Annotated in this window: 19 protein-coding genes and 1 pseudogene; 9 read left to right on the top strand and 11 right to left on the bottom strand. The window is 59.6% G+C overall.

Annotated elements, in window-relative coordinates; all coding sequences use genetic code 11:
* Positions 1-179: 179 nt before the first annotated feature.
* Positions 180-2,579: a heavy metal translocating P-type ATPase gene (locus SK095_RS01600; RefSeq protein ID WP_201487043.1), complete on the bottom strand. Its 2,400-nt coding sequence runs from the start codon at positions 2,577-2,579 to the stop codon at positions 180-182.
* Between the two features lie 108 nt (positions 2,580-2,687).
* On the opposite strand from SK095_RS01600, the gene cadR reads away from it, so the two are divergent.
* Positions 2,688-3,152, top strand: a complete 465-nt coding sequence (gene cadR, locus SK095_RS01595; protein WP_201487041.1) for a Cd(II)/Pb(II)-responsive transcriptional regulator — start codon at positions 2,688-2,690, stop codon at positions 3,150-3,152.
* A gap of 153 nt (positions 3,153-3,305) precedes the next feature.
* The gene (locus tag SK095_RS01590) at positions 3,306-3,824 is read left to right on the top strand and encodes a hypothetical protein (RefSeq protein WP_201487038.1); all 519 of its coding nucleotides are present in this window, start codon (positions 3,306-3,308) and stop codon (positions 3,822-3,824) included.
* Here SK095_RS01590 and SK095_RS01585 read toward each other — a convergent pair.
* Positions 3,818-4,798: an IS481 family transposase gene (locus SK095_RS01585; protein ID WP_201487037.1), complete on the bottom strand. Its 981-nt coding sequence runs from the start codon at positions 4,796-4,798 to the stop codon at positions 3,818-3,820. The two genes, SK095_RS01590 and SK095_RS01585, sit on opposite strands and share 7 nt — an antisense overlap.
* A gap of 167 nt (positions 4,799-4,965) precedes the next feature.
* Here SK095_RS01585 and SK095_RS01580 point away from each other — a divergent pair, with 167 nt between their 5' ends.
* Entirely contained in the window at positions 4,966-5,964 is a 999-nt protein-coding gene (locus SK095_RS01580; RefSeq protein WP_201487036.1) for a YncE family protein, read from the top strand.
* Between the two features lie 247 nt (positions 5,965-6,211).
* Here SK095_RS01580 and pap read toward each other — a convergent pair whose 3' ends face one another.
* Positions 6,212-7,702 (bottom strand): polyphosphate:AMP phosphotransferase, encoded by a 1,491-nt coding sequence (gene pap / locus SK095_RS01575; RefSeq protein ID WP_201487035.1) that lies wholly within the window; start codon positions 7,700-7,702, stop codon positions 6,212-6,214.
* A gap of 526 nt (positions 7,703-8,228) precedes the next feature.
* Between pap and SK095_RS01570 the strand changes: the two genes are divergently transcribed.
* The 3 genes from SK095_RS01570 to SK095_RS01560 are packed head-to-tail and all read left to right on the top strand — an operon-like array spanning position 8,229 to position 10,206.
* On the top strand, positions 8,229-8,861 hold the full coding sequence (locus SK095_RS01570) for a LemA family protein (protein WP_201487033.1): 633 nt from the start codon (positions 8,229-8,231) through the stop codon (positions 8,859-8,861).
* Entirely contained in the window at positions 8,861-9,706 is an 846-nt protein-coding gene (locus SK095_RS01565; protein ID WP_268932796.1) for a TPM domain-containing protein, read from the top strand. Before SK095_RS01570 ends, SK095_RS01565 begins: the two co-directional genes overlap by 1 nt.
* The gene (locus SK095_RS01560; RefSeq protein ID WP_201487031.1) at positions 9,700-10,206 is read left to right on the top strand and encodes a TPM domain-containing protein; all 507 of its coding nucleotides are present in this window, start codon (positions 9,700-9,702) and stop codon (positions 10,204-10,206) included. Before SK095_RS01565 ends, SK095_RS01560 begins: the two co-directional genes overlap by 7 nt.
* 274 nt (positions 10,207-10,480) lie before the next feature.
* On the opposite strand, the gene SK095_RS01555 is transcribed toward SK095_RS01560, so the two are convergent.
* From SK095_RS01555 to SK095_RS01520, 8 genes and pseudogenes are all read right to left on the bottom strand, one after another.
* Positions 10,481-11,665 (bottom strand): methionine adenosyltransferase, encoded by a 1,185-nt coding sequence (locus SK095_RS01555; RefSeq protein ID WP_320547636.1) that lies wholly within the window; start codon positions 11,663-11,665, stop codon positions 10,481-10,483.
* Between the two features lie 36 nt (positions 11,666-11,701).
* Entirely contained in the window at positions 11,702-12,832 is a 1,131-nt protein-coding gene (gene cfa, locus SK095_RS01550; RefSeq protein ID WP_201487069.1) for a cyclopropane fatty acyl phospholipid synthase, read from the bottom strand.
* A gap of 20 nt (positions 12,833-12,852) precedes the next feature.
* Complete coding sequence (locus tag SK095_RS01545) at positions 12,853-14,208, bottom strand: MBL fold metallo-hydrolase RNA specificity domain-containing protein (RefSeq protein WP_201487029.1); 1,356 nt, start codon at positions 14,206-14,208, stop codon at positions 12,853-12,855.
* A gap of 164 nt (positions 14,209-14,372) precedes the next feature.
* Positions 14,373-14,570 (bottom strand): annotated as a pseudogene (locus tag SK095_RS01540) (DUF2933 domain-containing protein); the annotation flags it as partial.
* A gap of 19 nt (positions 14,571-14,589) precedes the next feature.
* Positions 14,590-15,099, bottom strand: a complete 510-nt coding sequence (locus tag SK095_RS01535) for a hypothetical protein (protein WP_320547635.1) — start codon at positions 15,097-15,099, stop codon at positions 14,590-14,592.
* On the bottom strand, positions 15,096-15,314 hold the full coding sequence (locus SK095_RS01530; RefSeq protein ID WP_320547634.1) for a hypothetical protein: 219 nt from the start codon (positions 15,312-15,314) through the stop codon (positions 15,096-15,098). The genes SK095_RS01535 and SK095_RS01530 overlap by 4 nt, the downstream gene beginning before the upstream one ends.
* A gap of 10 nt (positions 15,315-15,324) precedes the next feature.
* The gene (locus SK095_RS01525; protein ID WP_320547633.1) at positions 15,325-17,742 is read right to left on the bottom strand and encodes a heavy metal translocating P-type ATPase; all 2,418 of its coding nucleotides are present in this window, start codon (positions 17,740-17,742) and stop codon (positions 15,325-15,327) included.
* A 29-nt stretch (positions 17,743-17,771) separates the two neighbouring features.
* Positions 17,772-18,428, bottom strand: a complete 657-nt coding sequence (locus tag SK095_RS01520; RefSeq protein WP_201487605.1) for a methyltransferase family protein — start codon at positions 18,426-18,428, stop codon at positions 17,772-17,774.
* Positions 18,429-19,333: 905 nt separating this feature from the next.
* Between SK095_RS01520 and SK095_RS01515 the strand changes: the two genes are divergently transcribed.
* The 3 genes from SK095_RS01515 to SK095_RS01505 are packed head-to-tail and all read left to right on the top strand — an operon-like array spanning position 19,334 to position 25,178.
* Positions 19,334-20,596 carry a TolC family protein gene (locus SK095_RS01515; protein ID WP_320547632.1) on the top strand — a complete coding sequence of 421 codons (1,263 nt, stop codon included), beginning with the start codon at positions 19,334-19,336 and terminating at the stop codon, positions 20,594-20,596.
* Positions 20,593-22,059 carry an efflux RND transporter periplasmic adaptor subunit gene (locus tag SK095_RS01510; protein WP_320547631.1) on the top strand — a complete coding sequence of 489 codons (1,467 nt, stop codon included), beginning with the start codon at positions 20,593-20,595 and terminating at the stop codon, positions 22,057-22,059. Before SK095_RS01515 ends, SK095_RS01510 begins: the two co-directional genes overlap by 4 nt.
* On the top strand, positions 22,056-25,178 hold the full coding sequence (locus tag SK095_RS01505; protein WP_320547630.1) for an efflux RND transporter permease subunit: 3,123 nt from the start codon (positions 22,056-22,058) through the stop codon (positions 25,176-25,178). The genes SK095_RS01510 and SK095_RS01505 overlap by 4 nt, the downstream gene beginning before the upstream one ends.
* The last annotated feature ends 129 nt before the right edge of the window (positions 25,179-25,307 follow it).

Genomic DNA, 25,307 nt, shown 5'->3' with positions numbered 1-25,307 from the left:
GCACCTAGCGCCATTGTGCACAACAACACCCACGACGGTACCGGCAATCAGATCTGGAAATTTGAACCAAGCCAAGCGACGAGAACGCCGCCCAACCATATATTCCGGACACCCACACTTTCCAGCCTGGCTTGCCCCCCTGGATCAGCACTCGTGGACCGCAGAAGCTCGCAAACCCATTACTTGCGCAGCAACCGCAGCCCGTTGGCCACCACCAGCAAACTGGCCCCCGCGTCGGCAAACACCGCCATCCACAGCGTGCCCTGCCCGGTGAACGTCAGCAGCAGGAAAACCGCCTTGATCCCGAGGGCGAAAGCGATGTTCTGCCGCAACACCGTGGTGGTCGCCCGCGAAAGCCGGACGAATGCGGGAATCTTGCGCAGGTCGTCGTCCATCAGCGCAACGTCCGCCGTCTCGATGGCGGTATCCGTCCCCGCCGCTCCCATCGCGAAGCCGATGCTCGCCCGGGCCAGCGCGGGCGCATCGTTGATCCCGTCCCCCACCATGCCGACCGCACCGGCCTTGCCACTCGTCATCAGCCCTTCGATGGTCTTGAGTTTGTCTTCCGGCAGCAGCCCACCGCGAGCCTCGTCGATGCCGACCGAGCGGGCAATGGTTTCGGCGGTATGGATGTTGTCGCCGCTGAGCATCAGGGTTTTCACCCCGAGGGCGTGCAGCTCGCTGATCGCTTCGCGACTGGTTTCTCGCACCGTGTCGGCCACCGCGAAAATGCCCAGGACTTCGTGCTGGTTGACCAGCAGCACCACCGACTTGCCCTGGCGCTCCAGGGCAAACAGTTGCGCCTCGATGGCTTCCGAGCAAAGACCCAGCTCCTCGATCAGCCGGTGGTTGCCCAGCTGGTACAGATGATCGTCGATACGGCCACGCACGCCACGGCCCAGAATGGCAGCCAGATCGGTCACCGGGTATAACGCCAAGCCGGCTTCGTTTGCCGCCAGGGCGATGGCGTGGGATACCGGATGATCCGAGCGCGCAGCGAGGCTGGCCGCCAGGGCGTGAACCCGGGCCTCGTCTCCGCGCAAAGCAATAAAGTCGGTCTGCACCGGCTTGCCATGGGTGATGGTGCCGGTCTTGTCGAGTGCCAGCGTGGCCAGCTTGCGACCCTCCTCAAGGTACACACCGCCCTTGATGAGAATGCCCTTGCGTGCGGCCGCAGCCAGGCCGCTGACGATGGATACCGGCGTGGAGATCACCAGTGCACAGGGGCAGGCAATCACCAGCAGCACCAGCGCCTTGTAGATCCAGTCCATCCACTCGCCGGACAAGAACAACGGCGGCATCACCGCGGTCAGCAAGGCGATCAGGAACACTGTCGGCGTATAGATCTGCGCGAAGCGGTCGACGAAGCGCTGGGTCGGCGCCCGACTCCCTTGGGCGGATTCGACGGCATGAATGATCCGGGATAGCGTCGAGTGACTGGCTTCGGCCGTCACCCGAAATTCGAACGACCCCGTCTCGTTGATCGTCCCGGCAAACACGCTGTCACCCACGGTCTTGTCCACCGGCAAACTCTCGCCGGTGATCGGAGCCTGGTTCACGCTCGAGTGCCCCTGGGTCACCACGCCATCCAGCGCGATTCGCTCGCCCGGGCGCAGACGCACCGTGGCTCCCACTGCCACCTGTCTGGCGGGTACACCCAGCCACGTGCCATCCGGTTGCTGGACGGTGGCCGTTTCCGGAGCGAGTTCCATCAGGCCGCGAATCGCGTTGCGCGCACGGTCGAGCGATCGGGCCTCGATCACCTCGGCCAGGGCGAACAGGAACATCACCATGGCCGCCTCCGGCCACTCGCCAATGAGCATCGCCCCGGTAACGGCAATCGACATCAGCGCATTGATGTTCAGGTTGCGGTTCCTGAGGGCAATCCAGCCTTTCTTGTAGGTCGAGAGTCCGCCTACCGCAATCGCCAGCACGGAAAGCGCCACGACCAGCCAGTGATTGCCACCGTTCAACCAGTGCACGACCTCGGCCAGGGTCGCGCTCACGCCCGCCACGGCCAGTGGCCACCAATGGCGGGGGCTGGTAGACGGCTCGGCGGTGTCGTTGGCAACGCTCGGTTCGACCTTGGCTTCGAGGCCGATGGATGTCAGCGCGCCCAAGATGGCATTCAGGCTTTCGGGACGGTGCGTGACCGTCAAACGGCGTTGCAGCAGATTGAAGTCCAGGGACTCGACGCCGGGCATTCCGGTCAGCTTGTCGCGAATCAGCCGTTCCTCGGTGGGGCAACACATCTTCGCGATGGTCAACACCGTGCACACCTGCTCGGCTGGAAGGGCAAGACGCTGGGCCTGCATGCCGATGGCGCGCAATCCGGCTTCGACCGGTTCCAACGAATCGAGCTGATGGTTCACCGTCAGCGTGCGCTGCATCAGGTTGAACTCCAACCCTGTCACCCCGGCGAGCGGCTCCAGCTTGTCGCGAATCAGCCGTTCCTCGGTGGGGCAGTCCATGTTGTCGATGCGGTACTGCACAGTCTTGCCCGCTCCGGTGGCAAGACTCTTCGGTTCCGCTGACGACGCAGTGGAACAACCGCACCCAACAGCGTTGCACTCACCCATGCTGTACCCCCAATGACGTTGGACACGAGTAAACAACCTGTAGCGACTACAGAGTCAAGAGCCTATGCTGCAAATAGGAGTCACCAGACCCGGCTATCGGAGACCAACGTGAAAATCGGTGAGCTAGCCAGTACCACGGGCACCCAGATCGAAACCATCCGCTACTACGAGCGCGAGGGGCTACTCGCCTCGCCCGCCCGCAGCGACGGCAACTTTCGCATCTACACCGAAGCGCATGTCGAAAGGCTGTCCTTCATTCGCCGTTGCCGCATGCTGGACATGACACACGCCGAGATTCGGGGACTGCTCCACTTCAAGGATGCTCCCAGCGAGCACTGCGCCGGTGTGAATGCCCTGCTGGACGCGCACATCGGCCATGTCACCGCACGCATCGAGGAGCTCCGCCAGCTGGAGCAACAGCTCAAGAGCTTGCGTGAGTGCTGCAACGAGCCGAGTGCCGCCGCCCACTGCGGCATCCTCCACGAATTGTCGCAGCCGTTATGCGAAGGCGAAACGAGCGAGGGCAATCACGTGCGCTGCGCGCACTCAGGAGGCATCTCCCATCAGCGGTAGCCGGGGCCAGCCTGAGTGCCGCTTGTGAAGGGAGCAATCAAATAGGCAATCCAGCCAAGAGGCTCTACAGTTTTAGGCAAAACCCGTTGAGTCAACGCAATCGCTCGCTCATAGGGATGTTGGTTCAGCTCACCACCACAAAGGCAGCTCGATATGAAAAACATCAAACTGGCGGTACTCCTCGTTGCCGCATCACTGTCATCCGCATGGGCGCTGGCGGCAGACCCAACCCCAGCCAAAAGCGCTACCCCCCCGGCGCAGCAGCAAGCTCCGAGCATTGCCGAGTTCGACAAGCAGATGGCTCAGGCGCAGGAAAACCTCCAGAAGATGCAGGCCCAGATGGAGAAAATCCGGCAAACCCAAGACCCGAAGGAGCGGCAGAAACTCCTCCAGGAGCATTGGAATACCATGCAAGGCGGGATGGGAATGATGCACGGCATGGGTATGGGCATGTGGGGTGGAGGCATGATGGGTGGGCACATGATGGGCGGCGGCATGATGGGTGGCGGCCACATGATGGGCTGGCAGGACTATTCGAACCTGCCCCCGGAGCAGAGAGCACAGCGCCAGTACATGATGGACAGGTACATGGGGATGCAGCAGATGATGATGGATCACATGATGTGGCACCAACACTACATGGGGATGCCGCCAGCTAAACCCGCTCAGTAAGCATGACTCTGGGTGTGTAGTCCCGGGATGAGGTGGTGCGGGTCAAGCTTGAAACAGTCCGGTGTTCGAGTCCAGGCATCACAGATCGTTTTGAACGGAGTACGCCACCGTAGAGCCTTCAGGTGCTTGGCAAAGTTGTATGCCATGACGAAGGCCCGAACATGGGCTTTCAGCGCATCGAAGTCCGGGTAGTGGAACGACTTGATGGTGGCCTCCTTCACGGTGCGGTTCATGCGCTCGGCCTGTCCGTTGGTCCACGGGTGATAGGGCTTGGTCAGCTTGTGCTTGATGCCATGCTCATGGCAGACACGGTCGAAAATGTGCCCACCAAACCGATTGGTCAGGCCGTTTCGATACCGTGGCTGCTCGGTGAACGCCACGCCGTTGTCCGTGAGAACGGTGTGAATGGTGTACGGGTATGCCGTCACCACCTCTTCGAGAAACGCCGCACCGTTCTGCTTTGTCGCAGCATCGAAGAACGCCACGTGGGTGAATTTGGTGACACGATCGATCGCCAGGAACATGTGCTGTTTTCCCTGCTCCAGCCGGAGTTCACAGCTGTCGATATGCAGGTAGCCGATTTCGGTTGGAGCAAACTTTCCATGCTTGGCTCCACCCGGCTCTGTGCTGGGCAGTCTGCTGATGCCATGGCGCACCAGGCAGCGATGCAAGGCACTGCGAGTCAGTTGGGGGAGGGTTTCACGCAGATGCCCCAGCAGGTCGTCCAGGGGAAGCAGGGTGCGTCGCCTGAGCTCGACCACCATCGCTTCTTCAGCATCCGAGAGCCGGACACTACATGGCTTGGCAGGCCCCATGGGCTTGTCAGTTGTCGTCGAGCGCGAACGCCACTTGGCCACAGTCTTGACGTTCAGTCCATAGCGGGCGGCAAGGGCGCGCGTCGACTCTTGCGACGCTTGGAGCTCGGCTCGAACTCGCGGCGTTGTGCGGGCTGAGCCATGAAGACCTGTTGCCATAGCGCATCCTCCTGGTGAGGGTTCAAGAATGCACCATGACTTCCTGGGACTGCACACCTAGGCCTCCTGACCGAATTGTAATGGCCGCCTAAGCCTAGAGAAAGCTGTGCCGATCTAGGCTGAAGGGGTATATCGAACCCTCAGCCCCACGCGCCAGGAGTATTTCCATGAAACCAGTCCTAGCTGCCATCGGTATGGCGATTGCCCTGCTCGCCAGTGCTACGAGCAGTGCCGCAACCATCTATGTGGCCAACGAAGGCGCCGGCAGTCTAACGATCATCGACGATGAAGCGCGAACCACTAGCACGCTGGCACTCAATATCCTGCCGCATAACGTGGATTTGACACCCGACCGCAAGACCCTGCTGATTGTTGGCATACCTGGCGGCAATACCCAAGCTGGGCATGGGAACCATGACGCTCAAGGCGGGCGATTATTGGTGTTCGACGCCGACAAGTCGATACAGTCGGCGCGTATCATTCAGGTCGGCGGCCATCCGGCGCATGTGGTTCCGGATCGCAGCGGCAAACTCGCCTTCGTAACAGACGCAGCCAGTCATGCGGTAGTCGTCGTCGACCTCGCCGCCGAACGCATTCTGAACAGGATCAAGGTCGGCAGCTACCCGCATGGCCTGCGCCTATCCCCAGATGGACGCACCTTGGCCGTGGCCAACCGGGACAGTAACGATATCAGCCTGATCGACGTAGCTGACAGAACCCAGACCGCCCGCATCGCGGTCGGCAGGAAGCCAGTGCAAGTAGCCTTTGCTCCTGATGGTCAACGGCTGTTCGCCTCCCTCAGCGGAGAGAACGCAGTGGCCGTGGTAAACCTACAGAGCCACCGTCTCATTGCCACCCATCCCGTCGGCCCCGGCCCCATCCAGCTCTCCGTGACGCCCGACGGCACCCAGCTGGTGGTTGCCAATCAAGGTAGCCGGCAAGCACCGGGGCATACTTTGTCCATCCTGGATGCCGCCAGCGGCCGTCTCATCGCCACCACCAAGGTCGGCAACGGGGCCCATGGCGTATCCATCGCCGGCGACGGTTCGCGGGCCTATATCAGCAATGCCTTCGAAGACAGCATTTCGGTCGTCGACCTCAAAAGCCATGCGGAACTCGCCAAGTTCCCGACCTCAGCCGGCCCCAATGGCATTGTCGCGCGCTGACTGTCAATTGAAGCCACACCTCCTCCCGGCGGCGCACCTCTGTTAGGCATGGTTGTGCCCGTTCGGGAGGCTCGGTGACGAACACAGCACACGGCTACTCGACCTGAGCCAGTCGCGTGATGGGACATGACTGGCGCACATAGCCCTCCATCACCGACAGCATCAGAACAGATTAAAAACGCTTCACGGCCTGCTGAAGCCTCTGCACAGCCAGCCCCCACCGTGGGCGTCATCAGCCCCACAGGCATCAACCCGACCGGGCGAACGCTGACTCCAGCGCATCGTTAATGGTGCGCAGGACCTTAATCCGGGCGAAACGCTTGTCGTTAGCCTCGACCAGCGTCCAAGGCGCGATTTCAGTGCTGGTGCGGTCGACCATGTCGCCTACAGCATCGGAGTAAGCGTCCCACTTCTCGCGATTGCGCCAGTCCTCTGCAGTGATCTTGAAGCGTTTAAATGGTATAGCCTCCCGCTTCCTGAAGCGCCGCAACTGAGTTTCTTGGTCAATAGCCAGCCAGAACTTGGCCACCACCACCCCCGAGCTGGTCAACTCCTCCTCGAAATCGTTGATCTCACCGTAGGCACGCAACCAGTCAGCCGGGCTACAGAGTTCTTCGACCCGCTCCACCAAGACACGTCCATACCATGAGCGGTCAAAGATAGTAAATTTTCCACGCCGCGGGATATGCCGCCAAAAGCGCCAGAGATAGGGCTGGGACAACTCCTCTTCGGTTGGCGAACCGATCGGCACGATACGGTAAAGGCGCGGATCCAAGGCTGCAGCTACGCGGCGGATAGCCCCACCCTTGCCAGCTGCGTCATTGCCCTCGAACAGCGTGATCAGAGCGTGCCTGCGCATGCGCTTGTCACGTATCAATTTGGACAGGCGAGCCTGCTCGATGACAAGTTGTTCTTGATATTCCTCCTTGGTCAATTCCCGGCCCAAGTCCAAGGCATCCAGCAGGGCACGGTTGTCCAGGCTCGACACCAATGGCGCGGCGTGATGAGCGTGCACCGTCGGTGTTTTGTGCTCCAGCGCGCATTGCAACCCCTCAAGAAGGATACGAGCGACCGTGATGCTGCGATAGCGCTCATCCTCCCCCTCAATCACATACCAAGGTGCGTATTCGCGGCTACTGCGACGCAGTACTCGCTCGCCGTGAAGGACAAATTTGTCGTAAGTCTTCGACTGCTGCCAGTCTAGCGGACCCAACTGCCAGCTGTGCAAAGGATCGTCCTTCAACGTCTCGAGCCGCTCCTTCATTGACCTCTTTGACAGATGGAACCAGAACTTGAAGATCAACGTGCCTTCTTCGCTGAGCATCCGCTCCAGCCGCTCGGCGCTGGCGATGAACTGGTCGAGCTGGGCATCGTCGATTTTCTTGTGCACTCGTGCCTGCAGCATCTGGTCGTACCAATTGCCGAAGTAGATTCCAACCTTGCCCTTAGGTGGCAGCTGTCGCCAGTAGCGCCAGGCCTGCGGACGGGCCAGTTCCTCATCGGTCGGCTGATCGAAGGTACTGACCTCGATGAAGCGCGGGTCCATCCATTCGCTGAGCAGCCTGACCGTCTCCTCCTTGCCCGCGCCCTCAATGCCGGCAATCAGTATCAGCACCGGAAAGCGCGCCTGCTGCCCAAGCTCAAACTGGGCCTCCAGAAGCGCTTCGCGTAGCACCGGCACCTGAGCATCGAATGTGGCCTTGTCTATGGCGTGACCGACTTCAGCGGACTCAAACATGGATTCCCCCTCTATCAATGCTGATTTCAGCGTAACTGATCGACGACCGTTTGCCGGTAATTTTTCCCTTCACCCCCACAGCAAGGTTGCCCCCCTTAACTCATCGGAAAAGGGCCGAAGGGGGGGGGCTACCCCACCAGATCAGGAGATTTCTAGCTTCACCCAATTCATTATTTCAAAGCACACCCACAATTAATAAATACAAAGCCCGCCAGTCCGTGATAAAGCAACTTTAATACAGAGCAGACTGCCTAGCAAAACCAAAAAAACCAAGAAAAGCCCACACAAGCAATACCCATACATATAAATACAACTTCAAATCAATGAAAATCAGCCCGCCAGCCATGGCATTGCGATGACCTCCTAAAAATATTGATAAAACCCCAAAGCAACGCAAGCCAGCCAAACATTACACCAATGTAATCTTTTCGTCAGAAACGGAATAAAAGCCCCGGCCATATTGCCTACGATCAAGCAACCCTGCTATACATAAAAAACAATTTCAGATTGCAGGGAGATCACGACAATGCGAAAACTGTTTAGCCTGCTGCTCATCACGCTGGTCCTTAGCATCTCCGGCTGCGGCTATAACACCCTGCAATCGACAGACGAACAGACCAAGTCAAGTTGGTCCGAGGTATTGAACCAGTACCAGCGCCGTGCCGACCTGGTGCCCAACCTGGTCGGCACGGTTAAGGGCTATGCTGCCCACGAGAAGGAGGTGCTGGAGCAGGTAACGGCTGCCCGCTCTCGGGTCGGCGGCATCCAGGCTACGCCGGAGCTGGTCAATGACCCGCAGGCCTTCGCTCGTTTCCAAGAGGCCCAGGCCCAGTTGTCTGGCGCACTGTCGAGGCTATTGGTGGTGTCGGAGAACTACCCGCAGCTGAAGGCGGATGCCGCCTTTCGCGACTTGCAGGCTCAACTGGAAGGCACTGAAAACCGCATCACCGTGGCACGCAACCGCTATATCCAGGCGGTGCAGGAGTACAACGTCACGATACGCAGCTTCCCCTCCAACCTGACTGCGATGGTGTTCGGCTACAAGATCAAGCCTAACTTCAGCGTTGAGAACGAACGAGCCATTGCCACACCACCACAGGTGAATTTCGGGAGCTCTCCGGATAAACCGCAAAGCGGCACGCCGCAGCCGAGCAACTGATGAGCAAGTTCATTGCGGCGAGAGCCGGGCTGCTGGCAATGCTCCTCGGTTGGTGCTTGGCGGCCACGGCCCAACCGGTAGCGATGCCGCCCTTGACGGCACGGGTCACTGATCTGACAGCGTCACTCACGGCCGAGCAGGTAGCCAGTCTGGAAGGCAAGCTGCAACGCTTCGAGGTAGCAAAAGGCAGCCAGCTGGCCGTGCTAATTATCCCTAGCACCGGAGAAGAATCGATAGAACAGTATTCCCTCCGGGTGGTCGAGCAGTGGAGGCTGGGGCGCAAGAAGATCGACGATGGCGTACTGCTGATCGTTGCGAAGAATGATCGGACCCTGCGTATTGAGGTGGGCTATGGTCTGGAGGGGGCTCTGAACGATGCCACAGCCAAGCGCATCATCAGCGAGATCATCGTGCCACGCTTCCGCCAAGGCGACTTCTATAGCGGCATCGAGGCTGGCGTCGACCAGATGATCGCCATTATAGATGGCGAACCACTACCGCCCCCCAAACGCGGAGCGAATGGAGCTCAGGATGAGCTCTCGAAATCGATTCCCTTGATTGCGATGCTGGTCTTCGTGGTGGGCGGGGTGCTGCGAAAACTGCTGGGGCGTTTACCCGCTGCATCGGTAACTGGCGCCGGAGTGGCTCTGCTGACCTGGTTATTGATCGACGCCATCCCGGTTGCACTTGGCGCAGGACTGATGGCGTTCGTATTTATTCTTCTCGGGGGCGGCAGGCATGGCGGCTGGTACAGCGGCGGCGGCCGGTCCGGTGGAAGGTTCCGTGGCGGCTTCGGTGGTGGTGGAGGCGGATTCGGCGGGGGAGGTGCATCAGGACGATGGTGAAGAACAACTACCGGCGCCTGGTTCGCCACCTGACGATGACACCCTGGCAGCTCAAGCGTGCCTTCCCCCCACAGACGCTGAGCACGATTCAGGCAGAGATTGCGGCAAGCGAGTGCACCCATGCCGGGCAGATCCGCTTTGTTGTTGAGGGCGCATTGCAAGCAGTCGAACTATGGCGCGGGCAATCGCCGCGTGAACGAGCGCTCGAGGTTTTCTCGCTGCTACGGACGTGGGACACCGAGCACAACAACGGCGTGCTGATTTACCTGCTGTTGGCCGATCGCGACGTCGAGATCGTGGCCGACCGTGGCATTCATGCCCAAGTCGGTGCCAGTGCGTGGGAGGGGATCTGTCTCGCCATGGAGCAAGCCTTTAGGCAGGGGCGCTTCGAGGAGGGAGCACTGGAGGGGATTCGTGCCGTAACCCGGCTCATGGCACAGCATTTCCCGGAAACCGCCGGTGGGAGCAATGAACTGCCCGATCAACCGGTTTTGCTGTGATCACCGCACCGATGGAGTGCAGCATCAGCAGCGAGACAGCGATGTAGAGGCCCAGCGTCACGAGCGCCAAGGCCACGCGATTGCTGGCGCGATCAATATGTCCCGGACACGATATCTCCTTAAATACGCTCCGCCGATCCTGGCACGATCGACTGTTTCAACCAGCACACGATAGCGCTGCAGTAATGCAATGAGCACGACGTGCGGTAGATGGACGAAGGCTCCACACGCTGTTCGAGTCGCCCGTGGTATACGCACCCGGCCCCCTCTTTCATCAGAAGGCGGGCAAATCGCCGCGCACCAATCGCGCGGAGGTACGCTCGATGTCGGACAGATGAGCTTGCGCAAGGCTTTGTACTGCCTGGCGCATGGCCGCGCGCAAAGGACTGTGGCAGCCCAGTTCGACAGCAACCAGCGCAGGACGATCGACTGGCTGGCCGATGCGCGACAATAGTTGCACTGTGGCTTCTTCCACGCCCTCGACCTCGGCGACGATGGCGCGTGCTATTTCCCATGCGAGCGCGTTGTACAGCTTGCCGACATGGGAAACCGGGTTCTTCCCTGCCACGGCTTCAAGTGACATGCTGCGGCAGGGTGTGATCAGGCCATTCATGCGGTTGCCGCGCCCGACCTGGCCGTCGTCGCCCTGCTCCGCGCTCAATCCGGACACGGTCAGGTAAATCCCCTCCACACCGCTCGCGTTCGGATCGTCAAGCGTATTGATGGCGAGATCACAGGGGCTCACCAAGGTCGCGCGTAGATGCTCGGCCATCGCGTGCTTGATCGCAAAATAGTCTGCCGCATGGCGAATCTCCCGATCGATGAGCGCCAACGCGACGGTGAACGTCATCCTGTCGCCAACCCGCGCGCCCATGACCTTGTAGTCGTCGCCCGCTGCCGGAAATCGCGCTTGAAACTCGGCCGAGTGCAATAGCGTCCCCAGTTGCAGCACCTGTTTCTCGAGGGGCGAGTATGGTGCGAAGCCGATTCCGAAGGAGGTGTCGTTGGCCAGGGCGTGGGACATCCCGCGCGCGAATGCCTGCTGCAGATTGGGGCTGCCGGTGCGTACCGCACATTCGATTTCGAACAATGCCGGATCGCAGCGCAGGTTTTCGGATAGATAACGGTATGCAGCGCCCCTCACCAATTCGGCCAGCCCGGCGTCCGGCAGGGGACTGGCTCGACCGCACAGGATCAGGCGCATCGGCGTCAGCACCTGTCCACCGCCAAAGCGCGGCAGGCTCTCGCCACCGATCAACAAGGCCTTGTCGACGTTGTAATGCTGGATGCGTCCGTAGGCTTGCAGGTACGCGCGGTTGAGCGCCAGCGACACGGCCTCCGCGACACCATCGCACAGGCTGTCCGGATGACCGATGCCCTTGTGCTCGCACATCTCGGCTTCGCTCATCCGGTGCAAGTGTTTGCAGGCGGTAATGACGAACCGGGTCACGTCGCCCATGTACCCTCCCCCGCGTCACCTCGATTGGTGGATGCCCTAACGCAGGCGGCCGTAGCCGCCCGCGCAGCCGTGCTTGCTCAACACGATTTGCCACAATTGGTTCTTGCGCGCCCGAAACGAACCGGCGCAGGTCAACAGGTAGTAACGCCACATGCGGAAAAAGCGCTGATCGTAGTGCCCAGCCAACTCCGGCCAGTGGCGTTCGAAGTTGGAGTACCAAGCCATCAGCGTTTTGTCGTAATCGGCGCCGAAGTTGTGCCAGTCCTCCATCACGAAACGTGTTTCGATGGCCAGGCCAATTTGCGCAATCGAAGGCAGCATGCCGTTCGGGAAGATGTATTGGCCGATCCAGGGATCGGTCGTATGCACCGAGGTGTTGCTGCCGATGGTATGCAGCAGGAACAAACCGTCGTCGCGCAGCAGACGGTGCGCGGTCGCCATGTAAATGCGGTAATTCTTTACGCCGACATGTTCGAACATCCCCAGCGACACGAGGTGATCGAAGCAGCCATCCACGTCGCGGTAATCCTGCAGGCGTATGTCCACCGGGAGTTCGCGACAGCGTTCGGCAGCGTAACGCGCCTGATCCCGGGAAATGGTGACGCCGACTACCTGAGCGCCGTAGCGGGAAGCGGCATACTCGGCGAAACTTCCCCAGCCGCAGCCGATGTCAAGCACCCGGTCCCCCGCCTTTAGGCCGAGTTTCCGGCACACCAGTTCCAGTTTCCTTTCCTGCGCCTCCTCCAAGCTAACCGCGTCCTGCCAGTAGCCACAGGTGTAGGTCATGCGGCGATCCAGCATGCGTGCGAACAGCTCATAGCCGAGGTCGTAGTGTCGCTCGCCAACGATCCAGGCACGACAACGCGACTGGAGGTTCAGCAGTTGCGCCCGCCATTCGTACCAGCGCCCGAGTAAACTGCCGGTGAGCCGGCGATCGGCACCCGCGCGAAACAGGCGCGCGACGCACTCGTCCAGTTGCTCGCAGTCCCACCATTCGTCCATGTACGCTTCGCCGAGACCGAGGCTGCCCTGTCGGCGCAGGCGTCCGAACAGCCTCGAATCGTGCACCTGTAAGTCCCAAGGTCGACTGCCGTCGAGGTGGACTCCGGCGGCATCGAGCACAGCTTGCAGGCCTCTGACATTGTGGTTTTTGTAAATTCGAGTCATGCCCATCAGCGCGCTCCTGATCAATCCAGAACGAACTCGTCGAGCATTTCCGGAACCATGACGTTCCACCCCAGGCGCTCCTCCAGGTAACGCCGTTGGCTGTCAGCAGCCAATGCCTCGCCATGGGTTAGAAAAACCTGCCGCGGCGGCTGCTCAAAATGGCTTAGCCAATCACCAATTTCGCTAAAATCGGCATGCCCGGAGAGACTGGAGATCTCTTCAACCTGGCAGTTGATAGGCACATATTCGCCATAGATCTTTAGTGTGCGCATACCATTCATCAATGCATGGCCGCGCGTACCCTCAGCCTGATAGCCTGCTATCAGCAAGGTGTTGCGATGGTTGCCACCCAAGGCCTTGAGGTGGTGCAGAATTCGCCCACCGGTAAGCATGCCGGCGCCGGCAATAATTACCTTCGGATATGAGTCTGCACTGAGCGCCTCCGAATCCTGCCTGGTACGGACATAGGTCACGCCTTCGCACATGGCATGGCACTCTGCGTCGCTGAGCTGATGCTGGGCCCGGAAGTGGCAGAACACATGTGACACATTGATAGCCATGGGGCTATCCAGGTAAAGCGGCACATCTGGAATACGGCCTGCTGCGCGCAACTGCGTCAGCAGATGCATGAAAGTCTGCGCGCGCCCGACGGCGAAAGCCGGCAACATGACAGTCCCGCCCCTGCCGACCGTTGCGTTGACGATCTTCTCTAGCTGCTCGGCTACGTCGACGACCGTATGGCGTCGGTCACCATATGTGGACTCGAGAACAAGGTAGTCCGCATGCTTGATCGGCAACGGGGGCTTCATCACAGGATCATTCGGCCTGCCCAGATCCCCACTGAAGGACAATGTGCGCGTGCCATTATCAACATGCACGCATGCGGCCCCGAGAATGTGTCCAGCTGGAGTGAAGTGCACGCGCAACCCTCCAATCTCGAACACCTCATCGAAGTCACGTGTATCGAACTCCTTCAGTGCTCGCTCTGCCTGCTGAGCCGTGTATAACGGCTCGGCCGGGGTATGTTTGCTGTAGCCGTAACGATTGGCACGCAGAGCATCCTCCTCCTGCAGCTTGCCGCTGTCCGGCAACAGGATCTCGCCCAGGGCGCGCGTGGCGGGCGTGCAATAAACCGGCCCGCTGAATCCGTCTTGAATGAGTCGAGGCAGGTAACCGCTGTGATCAAGATGAGCGTGCGTCAACACAACAGCGTCGATCTCGGCCGGAGCGATTGGAAAGGGCTTCCAGTTACGCTGACGCAGGGCTTTGACTCCCTGGAAGAGCCCGCAGTCGACCAGTACTCGTGTATCCCCCTCCGTGACAAGATACCGAGAGCCGGTCACCGTGCCAGTGGCGCCAAGAAACTGTAGTTTCACGACCTTCGCTCCTGAGATTGATCTTGCCGCGGAGTTTCGCTACCTGATTTTTCTTCTTGCCCGTGCTTGTGCGCCTGCTGTTGCTTATCGCCTGTACTTGTGTGCCGATGGCCGCCACAGCCACCGTGCGCACCATGCCCTTCACGCTGCCCACCCTCATGTCCTTCATGCCCTCCATGACCATGACCGCCATGCATGAACAGGTGCATCAAGGGACAGGCCAACAACAACAAAAATGGGAGATAGGGTATGACGTGGGCCCGATGCTCGGTGAGCAGAAAATATCCGGCGATGGCAAGAAATCCAAGAAAGAACCAATTGGCACGGCCTGCGTTGCGAAATCGACTGTCGTGTCTGGGCATGGTATGCGCTCCCTGGCGATTAGCGGGATGGGTGACGATAGGGCAAGGCTACTTCCACATCGGATGGCCCTCCCTCATTGCGACGGATGCGCAAATGAATGACATAAGGCATATCCCCCTCCATGCGGAAGAAATTACCGAAGGTCACGGTGTCGGCAATTTTCATGGGTTCCAGAAGCTTTTCCTGAGATGCGCCTCCGAGAGGCTCAACTCTCGCCCGCACTGATGCTTCCGAAAGGCGTTTGCCCGTCTGCTCTTCAAAAATGGCCACCACCAAGTGATGAGTATCGACCCCCGCTGCATTAGTGGGCTGCATGTGCTTGCCGGACTTATGCTCTTGCTGGGCAACCATTTCAGCCGGCAATACGCCATAGTAGATCGTCAGTCCGTCCTTACGCACCGGTTGCCCAGAAACCTCGGCATACGCGTTCGAGTAACCGGAGAGGATTACCAGCATTGCAAGCCAGAAGAAGTGCACACGCATCCATGAAGCTGACACCCTATGATTCAAAACCACATGCGTCATCATGGCAAATCCTTCCTCTGCAGTTTACGGCCAGCTTCGCCAATATCCTTATCGAACTGTCGGACACCACGTGCGGTCTGGATCAGGACCAAGACCGGGCATATCAAGAAGATCAGAGAAACAACCAGCGACTTAATGCTAATACCGTACAGGTAAAGTACTGTCACGATACCAATGGCACTGACAACAGTGCAAATGGTCAGAATGTTGCGCTTCATGATCTCACCCCTACCTTGCGCCTATACGGGCGCGTTTGAGCAGTGCGGAGTTGACGATCACCGACAGCGAGCTGAGCGCCATGGCAGCAGCGGCGATGATCGGATTGAGCAGCCCGAAGGCCGCAACCGGGATGCCAATAGCGTTGTAAATGAACGCCCAGAAAAGATTCTGCTTGATCTTGAGCATGGTCGCACGGGAAAGCAGGATTGCCGTGACCACATCTCGGACATCATTCTTGATCAAGATGATGCCCCCGGTTTCCTTGGCCACATCGGAGCCGGAACCGATGGCGATACCAATATCAGCAGTGGCGAGCGCCGGCGCATCGTTTACGCCATCGCCAACCATCGCTACGACCTGACCTTCCTGCTGCAACTTCTGGATCACTGAGACCTTGTCTTCGGGCAATACTTCGGCGATGACACGATCGATTCCAACCTGTTGAGCAATCGCCTTGGCCGTACGTTGATTGTCACCAGTCAAAAGAACCACCTGAATACCACGCGATTTGAGTTCACTAATGGCTTCGGCAGCTTCCGGCTTGAGCGTGTCAGCCACCGCGATGATGCCCAGCAGATCCCCCCCCCGACCAACCAGCATTGCGGTTTTGCCTTGGGCTTCCAGCTGGGCCATGGCTTGTTCCGCATGGCTGATCGCGATGTTCTGCTGCTGGAATAGACGCCGGTTGCCGAGCCAGACCAATGTGCCGTGCAACTCCCCCTGGATGCCGTGACCCGCTATGCCCTTGATGCCGCGAGCGGCCTCAAGCACCAAACCACGATGCTGAGCTGCGCGCACGATGGCTTCGCCAAGGGGGTGCTCAGAGCCAATTTCAACGGCTGCAGCCAGAGCCAGAACACCCGCTTCATCGATGTCTTTAAGTGGCACTATATCGGTCACCGTCGGCTCGCCACGGGTGATCGTACCGGTCTTGTCGAAAACGACGGTCGAGAGCTTTTCAGCACGCTCCAACACCTCACCGCCCCGTATCAAGATGCCCATGTCCGCACCTTTGCCGACACCAACCATCAATGCAGCCGGCGTTGCAACGCCGAGTGCACACGGGCAGGAAATGATCAGTACGGCAATGAAGGCGAGCAGGCCCTGGGGGAAGAATCCAAAGGCCCACCAACCGAAAAAGGCAAGCAGGGCAACCAGAACCACTGCCGGCACGAAATAGCCAGTGACCTTGTCCGCGAGCCGCTGGATCTGCGCCGTACTCGCCTGGGCGTCTTCCACCATCTTGATGATCTGTGCCAGAGCGGTTTCCTTACCGATCTTGGTAGCCTTGAAGCGGAACAGCCCCGAGCGGTTGAGCGTGCCACCGATCACAGCTGCGCCAGGCTTCTTTTCCACCGGCATCGACTCACCGGTCAGCATCGATTCATCAATGCTCGTTTCACCTTCGGTGACTGCACCATCGGTGGGAATTTTCTCGCCAGGCCTCACCACCACGATCTCACCGACCATGATGCTTTCGGCCGGGATCTCCTCTTCCTTGCCGTCGCGTAGCACGTGGGCCGTAGCTGGCTTCAGGTCCAGCAGCCGCCGCACGGCAGCAGAGGATTTCTTCTTGATGATCTCCTCCATGTACTTGCCCAGCAGCACGAAGGCGATAATAACTGCCGAAACCTCGAAGTAGACGTCTCGCTCATCGACCTTGATCGGCAGGACATCAGGGAAGAACAACACGGCGACACTATAGAAGTAGGCAACCGTTGTGCCGAGCGCGATCAGGAAGTCCATGTTGATGCTGCGCGTGCGAATGGCATTCCACGCACCCTTATAGAAGCTCCAGCCACCGATGAATTGCACCGGAGTTACCAGCAGAAACAACCATACGCCCCAGGTGAAGAAGGGAAGTGCGTCAATCGGCACCCAGGTCAGGATGGTGGCGCCAGTAGCGAGACCAATGAATGCTCCCGCGCGCAGGATGGCAAGAGCAAGCACACCGGTGAGCGCAATGGTCACCCGTGTTTTCATCCGCTTGAGCTCAGTCTCGGGGGACTCGAAGGTTTGTTTACAGCTCTCGCTGCAAAAGTAGTAAGTGCGCCCGCCGCGCTCACTCTTCAGGGCCGTAGCCTTGTTCACCAGCATGCCGCAGATGGGATCCTTGGCTTTGCCCTCCACACCATGTTCATTGGCGCGAGGGGTTGCCACCGAGGAGCTGCCTCCGTGAGGACCATCATGGGTATGCTCGTGACTGCAACCTTCATGCTCAACCTTGCCCATATAGCGCTCTGGCGCCTTGGCGAACGCCCCTTGGCAGCGACTCGAGCAGAACCAGAAACGCCGCCCTTGGTACTCCTGACTGAGCGTCGTTGGCTCCGGATTGACCTCCATGCCACAGACTGGATCAGTTACCGTCCTCATAGACCCGCCCGACTTCCCCGACTCTTCCGTGCGCATGCCGTTATACTTTTCCATATTTCATCACTCATCTCACTAAGTCGAAATTACGATTTGGCTTGCACTTTATGACCACCAAAACGAGGAATGAAAGCGGGGACCTCATTCATGTATCGACGATAAGCATCACCAAACTGAGCAAGCGCATCACGCTCTTCAGATTTCGCCAAGCGCGTATACATGAACACGAGAATCGGAAACATGGCAATTGTTATCAATGTCGGCCATTGCAACAGAAAGCTGAACATGATCAACACGAAACCGATATATTGCGGATGACGGACTTTCGCATAAGGTCCAGTGGTGGCGAGCTTGCCTGACCTTTGTGCCTCGTACAGCACTCGCCAGGCAGAGGCCAGCAACCAGAAGCCAGCAATAAGGAAGACACTGCTGGCGATGTGGAACGGCCCCAGATGGGGGTTGGCCTTCCAGCCGAACAAGACCTCAAGCAGGTGGCCCGCATCGTGCGAGAAAAAGTCGATGCCGGGATAGCGGGTGCCGAGCCAGCCCGACAGCAGATAAATTGTCAGCGGAAAGCCATACATCTCGGTGAACAGCGCCACCAGGAATGCGCTGAAAGCACCAAAACTTCGCCAATCACGAGCTGACTTTGGCTTGAAAAAGCTGAACGCGAAGATGATGAACACCAATGAGTTGATGATCACCAATCCCCACAGGCCATAGGCTGGCATGTCGTGTGTCATGAGGGTTCTCCTTTGAAACTATCAGTAAAGTCCAAAACCTGCGCCCTGCCACCCTTCGAGAAAATCAACATGCCATCACTATCGTCGTCCCCCTTAAGACCCCTAAGAGGGTAACGGATGTAATTTTATGACATTCGATAATAAGCCGGTGGCAACCCTTGTCTTTGATGCTAGACCTAAAAAGCTGACATTGGACTGACCCCAAAATTACAATTTTGTCAGAAATCACTATCTTGTTGACAAAGACAAAAAGCACAACCCCTTGCCAGCAAGATCAAAATAACAATCTCAAACTCCCAGACAACTACAGTCAAGAGAAAAACCACACATTGCGCAAGGCACACGAAAAACACTGACCCCTGTCAATTCCTATCAAGCAAAAGCTGAGCTGCCTCGACAGGCAATTGCCGCCAACAAATTTCCCCTGCTATCGTTCTGAGAGACTCGAGTGGGGTTACCCTAGATGCTTCGGCTTTCATTGATTCTGGCGCTGACTTTCAGCCTCGTGTTGCCTTATTTCGGCAGCACGGCCTCGGCTCGGCCCACCGAACCCTGCCCGATGCAAAGTTCATTGCCTCACCAAGATCACACCTCCCCCTTGCAGGCGCCCTGCTGCGAGCACATGGAGGATGCTGTCGATTCGCTCAGCAAATCCCCCTGCAAGCCTGGACAAGAATGCAAGACCAGCGGGCTTCTCCAGGCTGTCGTGATCAAGGCGCCCCCCCTTCAGCATCCCGGCCCTGACACACCGCTCGCCCAGCCCCCCATTCAGCGAGAACCAACGCCCCTCTGGCGCCCACCCTGCGTCGCCTGATGCCCCAGGTCTGAGGCACCCCAACTATGTGGGGAGCCGTTGCTGTCAGCCATTTCTTCGGTGACATCGATTAATCGCATTGGAGGCGCACATGCCTGCTTTCCTTTTGACACGCAACAGCTATCTTGGCGTGCTGGCTGTTGTTCTTTGGGTAAACTCCGCCCTCGCTGCGCCGGAAGCCACCCTGACCTTCGAGCGCGCTCTGACTCTGGCCGAGCGCACAGCCCCTGAAAACCTTTCCCGACAGGCGCAGGTCGAGTCTGCCGAGCAAGCGCTGCTGCCGGCAGATGCCCTGCCAGACCCCAAGCTGATTCTTGGCATCGATAACCTGCCCATTGAAGGCCCGGATCGCTATACCCTGAACCGCGACTCGATGACCATGCGCCGTATTGGCCTCATGCAGGAAGTCCCCAACGGGGACAAGCGACTGGCCCGTCGACAACTGGCCACCGCCACGCTGACCCGGGCCGAGGCTGAGCAACGCGCTATGGTGCTGGAAACCAAGCGACAAACTGCCCAGAGCTGGCTCGACGTCCATTACGCCGAGCGCAGCGTGGCGTTGTTCGACCAACTGGATCAGCAGGTCGCTCTCCTACGGTCGACCGTGCAGGCACTGATCGCCGGCAGCTCGGCGCAGGCCGGCGAGCTGCTCCAGGCGGATCAGGAGGCCCTGACGCTGGCGGATCGGCGCGATGAGCTGCGCCGCGACGCAGCGGTCGCCAGAGCCAAACTGCGACGCTGGATCGGCGATGAAGCTCGCCTGCCGTTAGCGGGCACACTTCCCCCGCTGAGCCTGGACCTTCCGGACTTGCAGCATCGACTGGCCGAACACCCTGAGCTGCGCGCTGCTTCCGCGCGGGTCGGCGAAGCCAATGCCGAACTGGCCGAGGCTGTCGCCGAAAAGACGCCCGACTGGAGCGTCGAGCTCGCCTACAACAACCGCGACAACCAGTTCGGCGACATGGCGATGTTGCAGTTCACTTTCGACTTGCCGATGTTCGTAGGCTCTCGCCAAGGCCCCCGGATCAATGCCAAACAGCACAGCGTTGCCCAAATGGAGGCAGAACAGGAAGTGCTGCTCCGCACACACCAGGTAGAGCTGGAAAGCGGCTTGGCCGAACTCGAGCAGTTGCGCAGGGCGCTGGATCGTACAGAGCGCATCCTCATCCCACTGGCGAGCAAACGCGCCGACCTGGAACTCGCCGCCTACAAAGCGGGGAACAGCCAACTGACTACGGTCATCGCAGCACGCCGCGAGCTGATCGAGGCGCAACTTCGCCAAATCGAACAACAGCGCAAGCTGAGCCAACTCTCCGCAAGCCTGTATTACGCCTACGTGGAGCCCCTGAAATGAAAACCTCCGTACTCGGATATTCCCTTTTGGCCATAGCCATTGCGGCAGGTAGCGTTGCAGGCGGTTTCTGGCTAGGGCAACGAAGTGTCAGCCATGGCGATTCGCCTATGACAAATGCCAATCCGGATGATCGCCAGATTCTCTACTGGTACGACCCAATGAAGCCTGAACAACGCTTCGACAAACCTGGCAAGTCGCCGTACATGGATATGCCACTGGTGCCGAAGTACGCTGGAGCGGAGCAGGACTCCTCCACGCTCAGCGTGCCGGCGCAAGCTGTGCAGAACCTGGGCATGCGCACCGCAAAGGTGGTCCGCGCGGTGCTGCCAGCCGGTATCGGAGCCGTGGGTTCCTTGGCCTACAACCAGCGGCAGGTGGCCACGCTGCAGGCCCGCTCGGGCGGATTCGTCGAGCGCGTGTATGGGCATGCCCCCGGTGATGTCCTGCCCGCAGGAACACCTCTGGCAGATCTGCTGATACCCGAGTGGTCAGCAGCCCAGTTGGAGTTCATCGCGGTACTTGAGAGTGGCGATGCGCGCCTGATCGAGGCGTCGCGGGAGCGTCTGCGTCTGCTGGGCATGCCGCTGAGGGTGATCGAGCGCGTGCAACGCACGCGCAAACCAAACGCCGTGCACACCGTAACCACCCCCATGGCGGGCGAGCTGCAGTCGCTGGAAGTTCGCGCCGGCATGGCCGTTTCGGCCGGGCAGGACCTAGCCCGCATCAACGGGCTTTCCACTGTCTGGCTGGATGCCGCAATTCCAGAGGCCCAGGCGGCAACCATTCAGGTCGGGGCAGAAATAAGCGCCAACTTGACCGCCTTCCCTGGCCAGCCCCTGCAGGGGCGCGTGATCGCCCTGCTGCCCAGCGCCGATCTGCAGACCCGCACTCTGACGGTGCGCAGCGAACTGCCCAATCCTGACGGCAAGCTACGCCCCGGCATGTTCGCCGCGGTACGCCTGAGCAGCCGGATCGAGCAGCCCACCCTGCTGGTTCCCAGTGAAGCGGTCATCCGTACCGGCAAGCGCTCCCTGGTCATGCTGGCCGAGCACGAAGGCCGCTACCAGCCCATTGAAGTGCAAATCGGCCGCGAGTCGGAGGGCCGTGTGGAGGTGATCTCCGGGCTGTCTGAAGGCCAAGAGATAGTGGTCTCCGGACAGTTCCTGCTCGACTCCGAAGCAAGCCTGCAGGGGGTGGTGGCGCGAGCCGCTGAAGATATGCCGCCGCCCACGCCGCTGCATGAGTCGGAAGGGGTGATCCGCGGGCTCGATGGACAAGAGGTCACCTTGGAACACGGGCCGTTCAAGAGCTTGAACATGCCCGGTATGACCATGGCATTTCCCCTGGCAAACCCCGAGGTTGCAGCCGGACTGAAGGTTGGAGATCGCGTGCGAATTGGCGCCCAACTGACCGATTCGGGGCTGATCATCGAACGACTCAGCAAGCAAGGGGATAGCCAATGATCGCGCGACTGATCCACTGGTCGATCGGCAACCGCTTTCTAGTTCTGCTGGCGACCTTGTTCATTACCGCGTGGGGCATCTGGTCCCTGCGCAGCACACCGCTGGATGCGCTGCCGGATCTGTCTGACACCCAGGTGATCATCCGCACCAGCTTCCCTGGCCAGGCACCACAGATCGTCGAGAATCAGGTGACCTACCCACTAGCCACCACCATGCTCTCGGTGCCCGGGGCCAAGACAGTGCGCGGCTATTCGTTCTTTGGCGACTCGTTCGTCTACGTGCTGTTCGAAGACGGCACTGATCTCTACTGGGCACGCTCGCGTGTGCTGGAGTACCTCAACCAGGCCCAGGAGCGGTTACCGGAAGGTGTCACGACGACCCTGGGGCCCGATGCCACCGGGGTGGGCTGGATCTATCAATATGCTCTGATCGACCGCAGTGGGCAGCATGATCTCTCACAGCTCCGTGCGTTACAGGACTGGTTCCTGAAGTACGAGCTCAAGAGTTTGCCCAATGTGGCGGAAGTCGCCACGCTTGGCGGAATGGTCAAGCAATACCAGGTTGTACTCGACCCGCAGAAGCTCGTCGCCTACGGCATTACGCAGCAAGCAGTTGAGGAAGCCCTGAAGAGCGCCAACCAGGAAACCGGCGGTGCCGTTCTCGAACTGGCCGAGCGCGAATACATGGTGCGGTCCTCGGGCTATCTGCAGAGCCTGGAGGACTTCCGTAATGTGCCGCTGCGAGCCACCCCCGCTGGGGTGCCCGTTCTGCTCGGTCAGGTTGCCACCATCCAGCTGGGGCCGGAAATGCGCCGCGGTATCGCCGAACTGGATGGCGAAGGCGAAGTGGTCGGCGGCGTGGTCATTCTGCGCTCGGGCAAAAACGCCCGCGACACCATCCGGGCAGTGCGAGAGAAACTTGAGGCGCTTAAAGAGAGCTTGCCAGCCGATGTCGAAGTGGTGACGACCTATGACCGCTCACAGTTGATCGATCGCGCCATCGACAACCTCAGCTTCAAGCTGCTGGAGGAGTTCGCGGTGGTCGCGCTGGTGTGCCTGATCTTCCTCTGGCACCTGCGCTCGTCCTTGGTGGCGATCATCACTTTACCGCTAGGCATCCTCGTGGCGTTCATCATCATGCGCCACCAAGGTGTCAACGCCAACATCATGTCCTTGGGCGGAATCGCTATCGCGATTGGCGCCATGGTCGATGCGGCCGTGGTGATGATCGAAAACGCGCACAAGCACATCGAGGCCTGGAAGGAGCGGTACCCAACCGAGCCCCTGCAGGGCGACCAGCACTGGCGGGTGATCGGTGAAGCCGCCGCCGAAGTCGGCCCAGCGCTGTTCTTCAGCCTGCTGATCATCACCTTGTCTTTCCTCCCCGTATTCACCCTGGAAGCCCAGGAAGGCCGCTTGTTTGGCCCCCTGGCCTTTACCAAGACCTATGCCATGGCGGCTGCCGCCGGCTTATCAGTCACTCTGGTTCCGGTACTGATGGGCTACTGGATTCGCGGGCGGATTCCCAGCGAGCAGCAGAACCCGTTGAACCGCTGGCTGATCGCGGCTTATCGACCCGTACTGGAGGCGGTACTGGCCTGGCCGAAAGCCACCCTGGCTTTGGCTTTGTTGGTCTTCCTGTCCAGCCTCTGGCCGTTGAGCCGCTTGGGAGGGGAGTTCTTGCCACAAATGGATGAAGGCGACCTGTTGTATATGCCATCGGCGCTTCCCGGTTTGCCGGCGAGCAAAGCGACGCAGCTCCTGCAGCAAACCAACCGCATGATTCACAAGGTGCCCGAGGTCAAACGGGTCTTCGGTAAAGCTGGACGCGCGGAAAGCGCCACCGACCCAGCCCCCTTGGAGATGTTCGAAACCACGATCCAGTTCAAGCCTCGCGACCAATGGCGTCCAGGCATGACTCCGGAGAAACTGGTGGAGGAGCTGGATCGTGCAGTGAAAGTCCCTGGCCTCTCGAACATCTGGGTGCCGCCGATCCGCAACCGTATCGACATGCTCGCCACCGGGATCAAGAGCCCGATTGGCGTGAAAGTTTCAGGGACTTCCCTGGACGAAATCGAGCGGGTCGCTCAGGAGGTAGAAGCCGTAGCCAAGCAGATACCGGGCGTCAGCTCTGCCCTAGCGGAAAGGCTGACCGGCGGGCGCTACATCGACATCCAGATTGATCGCCTCGCTGCGGCGCGCTACGGAATGAGCATCGCCGAGGTACAGGCCGTGGTGTCAGGGGCCATCGGCGGCAGCAATATCGGCGAAACCGTCGAGGGCTTGGCGCGTTTTCCGATCAACCTGCGCTACCCACGCGAATGGCGAGACAGTCCCGAAGCGCTTCGGCTATTACCGATTCTCACCGCCGCAGGACAGCAGATCACACTGGGAATGGTGGCCAGCATCCGCCTGAGCGAGGGGCCACCGATGCTGCGTAGCGAGAACGGTCGCCTCTCTGGATGGGTATACGTCGATGTCCGTGGGCGAGACCTGGCGTCGACGGTACGAGAGTTGCAGCAGCGGGTTGCCGAAAAAGTGAAGCCGGGGGCAGGCATGACGGTGTCCTACTCCGGGCAGTTCGAATACCTGGAGCGCGCCAATGCTCGGCTGGCATGGGTGGTCCCGGCCACATTACTGATCATCTTCGTGTTGCTTTACCTCACCTTCAACCGCCTCAGCGAAGCCTTGCTGATCATGGTCACATTGCCCTTTGCGCTGTCCGGGGGCATCTGGCTGCTCTATTGGTTTGGCTTCAACCTATCGATCGCCACAGGGGTCGGCTTCATTGCTCTGGCAGGGGTATCCGCGGAGTTCGGGGTGATCATGTTGATCTACCTCAGAAACGCTTGGCACGCTCGGATCACTACCGGCCGCGACGACAACCCCGCCTTGCTTGAGGCGATCCGTGAAGGCGCGGTGTTGCGTGTCAGACCGAAGGTCATGACGGTCGCAGTGATCATTGCCGGCCTCGTGCCTATCCTGTGGGGTAGTGGCGCTGGCTCCGAAGTGATGAAACGGATCGCCGCGCCTATGGTCGGAGGAATGATTACCGCCCCCTTGCTCTCCATGCTGGTCTTGCCGGCGGCGTATTGGCTGATGCGGCGCAAAGCGCAGTGATCGATGGCGAGCGCTGAGGCAAGACAGAACCAAGGATCGGCTCAAGGCGGCCTGGAGAGCGGTCGCCTTGAGCAACACCGATTGCAGACAACACGGTCTTATCCAGTCAACCATCGAGCCAAGAAGGAA

It is taken from the genome of Pseudomonas sp. AN-1 (assembly GCF_034057115.1).
GTDB lineage: Bacteria > Pseudomonadota > Gammaproteobacteria > Pseudomonadales > Pseudomonadaceae > Geopseudomonas.
This window is presented reverse-complemented; position numbering and strand designations above follow the sequence as displayed.